Source organism: Endozoicomonas atrinae, assembly GCF_001647025.1.
GTDB classification, from domain to species: domain Bacteria; phylum Pseudomonadota; class Gammaproteobacteria; order Pseudomonadales; family Endozoicomonadaceae; genus Endozoicomonas; species Endozoicomonas atrinae.
In genome coordinates, this window is sequence record NZ_LUKQ02000345.1 from 1 (window position 1) to 4477 (window position 4477).

General features: G+C 53.3%; 7 protein-coding genes. All 7 read left to right on the top strand.

The window, feature by feature from the left end:
* Positions 1-89 precede the first annotated feature (89 nt).
* The 7 genes from AK963_RS25760 (at position 90) to AK963_RS25790 (ending at position 4464) form a co-directional block, all read left to right on the top strand.
* Positions 90-389, top strand: a complete 300-nt coding sequence (locus AK963_RS25760; RefSeq protein ID WP_066018231.1) for a Ref family recombination enhancement nuclease — start codon at positions 90-92, stop codon at positions 387-389.
* Positions 390-754: 365 nt separating this feature from the next.
* Positions 755-1282 (top strand): hypothetical protein, encoded by a 528-nt coding sequence (locus tag AK963_RS25765; protein WP_066018232.1) that lies wholly within the window; start codon positions 755-757, stop codon positions 1280-1282.
* 178 nt (positions 1283-1460) lie between these two features.
* Positions 1461-1856 (top strand): M15 family metallopeptidase domain-containing protein, encoded by a 396-nt coding sequence (locus AK963_RS25770; protein ID WP_066018233.1) that lies wholly within the window; start codon positions 1461-1463, stop codon positions 1854-1856.
* Positions 1849-2256 (top strand): 3TM-type holin, encoded by a 408-nt coding sequence (locus tag AK963_RS25775; protein WP_066018234.1) that lies wholly within the window; start codon positions 1849-1851, stop codon positions 2254-2256. Before AK963_RS25770 ends, AK963_RS25775 begins: the two co-directional genes overlap by 8 nt.
* Positions 2257-2258: 2 nt before the next feature.
* Positions 2259-2507, top strand: a complete 249-nt coding sequence (locus AK963_RS25780; protein WP_066017877.1) for a hypothetical protein — start codon at positions 2259-2261, stop codon at positions 2505-2507.
* 56 nt (positions 2508-2563) lie between these two features.
* Positions 2564-2869 carry a hypothetical protein gene (locus AK963_RS25785; protein ID WP_139117666.1) on the top strand — a complete coding sequence of 102 codons (306 nt, stop codon included), beginning with the start codon at positions 2564-2566 and terminating at the stop codon, positions 2867-2869.
* Complete coding sequence (locus tag AK963_RS25790; RefSeq protein ID WP_066018236.1) at positions 2845-4464, top strand: terminase large subunit; 1620 nt, start codon at positions 2845-2847, stop codon at positions 4462-4464. The genes AK963_RS25785 and AK963_RS25790 overlap by 25 nt, the downstream gene beginning before the upstream one ends.
* Positions 4465-4477 lie beyond the last annotated feature (13 nt).

The following is a 4477-nucleotide window of genomic DNA, read 5'->3' on the forward strand; positions in this document are numbered from 1 at the left end:
TCGTGAGATGACGCTGACCGAAGCCGCGTTTGTGCTGAAAATCAACCGGCGCTACCTGGCCCGTAAACTCAAGGCATGGCAGACGGCCTGTGACCCGCAGCGAGCGTGACTATCTGCAGGTGGTGGCACAACTGGGCTGCATTGCCTGCCGGATTAATGGTCTGTCGGGTGTCCCGGCGGAAGTGCATCATCAACGACAGGGGACGGGCATGGGACGCAGGGCCAGCCACTTTGACACCATGCCGTTGTGCCCTGGGCATCACCGGTTTTACGACGATGCCATTCATGTGAACGCCAGCCGCTTTGTCCAGCGATATGGGCAGGAGGAAGAACTGGTGCGACAGACCCGAAGTGATGTGGAATTATACCGGCAGAGTTTTGTCGGTTAGCGGATTGGAGAGAATGAACATGCATCCACCCAAGGGGGCCAGTGGCTTTTGGATGGGCACCTATTACAAGCTGGATAAGCACAACCGGCTCTATTATACCAATTCCATTTTCTAACTCTGTGCCGGGCTCCCATTTCACAAAGGATAGAGGTGATTCATCTCATAATTTGAAAAAGGAATTGGTATTACTGGGACGGTGAGTGGCGCAGTAGCAGTCGCAGTACCGAGGAGTTTGTGAAGCAGATGTCAGCCAAAAATTGCCGTTTCAACTTTCAGAACGATTAGCGGGGATGAGGGTGAACGATCACAATGAATCGTCAGGAAGTGAGCCTATCCCCGGTAAGTGAGTCAACAGGAGGACGGATATGTATCGGGCACTGGAGCAGGCACTGCTGCGCATCTTCGGGACGCCGGAGTTGATGATGAGTTCCGTCAGCTGGCATCGGGATATCAATTCTGGCTATCGGAAAACGGTCTCAGGCAGTGAGGCCAGTAGCCGGGATGAACGACTGGGGCATGATGGTCTCTGGCAGAGTCGGTTGCATCAGGGAATGACCCCGGAGTTACACGATGTCCTGATCATCCGTTACAGTGATGATTACCCGAAACGGCTCATGGCCTGGCAGCGAATGCAGTCCCGGTTCCGCAGTGATGAACGTCTGCCAAAACCGATTCGCAGCAATCCGGTGTTGCTGAGGCTCTGGCTGATGGTGGAACTGCAGCATCCTCAGTTGAGATCCCGAAAGGGGCGGTTTGATATCACCGGAAAAAGTGAGCGGACGGTGTATCGCTGGAAGCAATCATGCAATCGGGTGTGCAGTGAATGGATTACGCGGGCAGAAGATGAGGCCCAAGCCTTGCTGGAACAGGCGGGCAGTATCCGATACGAATAGCATCTGACCACTGACCTTGACTCAAAATGTCAGTAAACGTACGGTAAAACTCTAGGTTGGGAAAGTTCCCAAAACTTGATTCTCCAAATGCGTAAATCCTTCAAAGAAACCCGGCTCTCATTGCCGGGTTTTCTATGTTTGGCACCTCCAAACTGAACCACTATAAAAAAGGGGCTTCATGTTTCACTTTTCCGCTTCGTCAAAGCGACAGTTGTCGACTTGTGATGAGCGGCTTCAGCGCGTGTTCAATAAGGTGATTGAGCATTATGACTGCACGATTATCTGTGGTCACCGGAATGAGGCTGCCCAGACGCTGGCGTTTGAGAGTGGCAAGTCAGAATTACTGTGGCCGGACAGTAACCACAACGAGCTACCCAGTAAGGCAGTGGATGTGATGCCTTATCCCATCAACTGGTTCGACGATCAACGAGCTGCCCACTTTGCCGGTTTTGTCCTCGGTGTTGCTCAGGGAATGGGCATCAAACTGCGCTGGGGCGGTGACTGGGACAGGGACGGCGAAATGACCGATCACCAATTCATTGATTACCCACATTTCGAGCTGATGGATGATTAATCTCAACCCCATGGCAGGGATCGCCAAGGCGTTGATGGGGGGACTCGACAGCCTGTTTACCTCCGATGAAGAACGGGCAAAGGCAGAGCTCTTGCTCAATCAACAATTACAACAGCCTCACATATTGCAGGCACTGGCCAACATCGAGGAAGCCAAGCACCCCAGCGTGTTTGTTTCCGGCTGGCGGCCTGCCCTTGGCTGGTTGTGTGTTTTCATTTTGGCGTGGACGTGGATTGTTCGTGATGTAGTGATCATCGGGCTGATGCTTGTGGATAAAGCCGAAGTGGTTCAGCAGTTACCCACAGCCGACACCAGTACGGTGATTACTCTGTTGCTCTGCCTGCTGGGCTTGGGCAGTGCCCGGACGTTGGAAAAGCTGAAGGGCGTGGCCAGGAGATAGTCATGGCAGACGAAGAACGGTTCAATCGGATCGAGCAGAAGCTGGATGGCATTACCCAGATCCTGCAGACCCTGGCCAAACACGATGAGCGCATGGTGAACCTTGCTCTTCGGGAAAAGCGCAGTGAAGAGCGGCTGGATTCCATTGAGAAAGCCGTACTGAAAAACTCCACCATCAGCAGTGTGATTCAGTGGATCGCGGCTACCACCACGGCAGGCATTATCGCCTTTGCCATCAAACAGTTTTTCTGACCATGGCCAACCACAGCAAATACACGCCAGAGATGTGCGACCAGGTGAAGGAGCTGATGAGCACAGGATTAAGCCGTAAGGCCACCGCTACGGAGATGGGCATCAGCTACAACACGTTTCTGTCGTACATCGATAAGCATGAAGCGTTTGCTGAAGCCGTAGCCCAGGCCGATGTGCTGGCGGAGGTGTTCTGGGAAGAGAAGTATATGCAGGGCGCGTTAGGTATGAACAAGGATGTATCCCCCGCCATGTTGATCATGTACATGAAAAACCGTTACCACTGGCGGGATCGGCACGAACAGACCGTGGTAGCGGAAAAGATACCGACGCTGGACGAATGGCTGGAAGAAAAGGACGGGTAGCTCTCGGTAAAAAGCCAGCCCGGGAACGGCTGCTCACCGAGTTTACGTTCTACGCCAGCAAGTGCCTGAAGATCCGCACCAAAAGCGCCAAAGTAATCCTTTTTCAGTTGAACAAGGCTCAGCTCTACCTGGACAGTCGCATCGAAGACCAGAGAAAGCGCACCGGTAAGGTAAGAATTGTGGTGCTCAAAGGCAGACAACAGGGCTGCTCCACCTATACTGAAGGCCGCTTTTACTGGCTGGTGAGCAATCGCATGGGGTTGCGGGCTTATATCCTGACCCATGAAGCGGATGCCACCGCCAACTTGTTTGATATGGTACAAAGATACCACGAGCATCAGCCGATCTTTACCCAGAGAGCGCTAAAAAACAAAAGCTCCAAGCTGTTGGAGTTTTTCCATGACTCTGGCTATCGGGTTGGAACGGCTGGCAACAAGGGGGCAGGGCGATCATCCACGGCGCAGCTGTTTCATGGATCGGAAGTGGCCTTCTGGCCCAATGCAGATGAACACCTGGCGGGTGTTTTACAGGCGGTACCTAATGAAAAAGACACTGAAGTCATATTGGAAAGCACTGCTAACGGCGTTGGAGGCGTGTTTTATGATTACGTTATGGACGCTGATGCTGGCCGTGGTGATTTTGAGCTGGTGTTTATACCGTGGTATTGGCAGGACGAATACCGCTCTGAGATCCCTGAGGACTTCCGGGCAGACGCCGACGAACAGTACCTGAAGCAGCAGTATGACCTGGATGATCAACAGCTCCAGTGGCGTCGCCAGAAAATCTATGAGCTGAAATCCGAAGACAAATTCAAACAGGAATACCCCTGCAATATCCAGGAGGCGTTTCTGTTTTCCGGTCGCCCGGTGTTCGATCCCAAGCATACCGAAGCGGCCAAAGTTGAGTGTTACTCCCCAACCCAATCCATTGAACTGAGCCCCAACGGTATCAACCGGCACAAGCCGGGTCTGCTGCAGATCTGGGAGCACCCCAAACCCGCTACCCAATATGTGGTGGGATCGGATGTGGCGGAAGGGCTGGCACCGGCCAATGACCAGCACAAGCACGGTGATTACTCCACTATCGACGTGTGTGACCGTGAGGGTTACCAGGTGGCGCACTGGCATGGGCATGTGGCTCCGGACGATCTGGGCAAGATGTTGAACCACCTGGGGCGTTACTACAACAATGCCCTGATTGGTGTGGAAAGAAACAACCACGGTCTGACCACCATCACCAAGCTGAAAGACCTGAAATACCCCAATCTCTATATGGAAACCACCGTGGACCAGCGCACCCAGAAACGTACCAAACGGATCGGCTGGCTGACCACGACCAAATCCAAACCATTAATGATTGATCACCTGGCGGCACTGCTGCGGGATGGCGAGTCGGGTATCTGCAACAAGGACACCATTGCCGAGTGCCAGACCTACGTCATTGAAGACAACGGCAGCACCAACGCGCAGGAAGGCTGCTTTGATGATCGGGTGATCAGCTACGCCATCGCCCAGCAGATGGTGCTCAAACTTCCACGACGGAAGATCAATATCAACGAGCTGAGGTATCGCTCGCCAGGAAAGTCAGCCTACTGATGGAACGGACAAT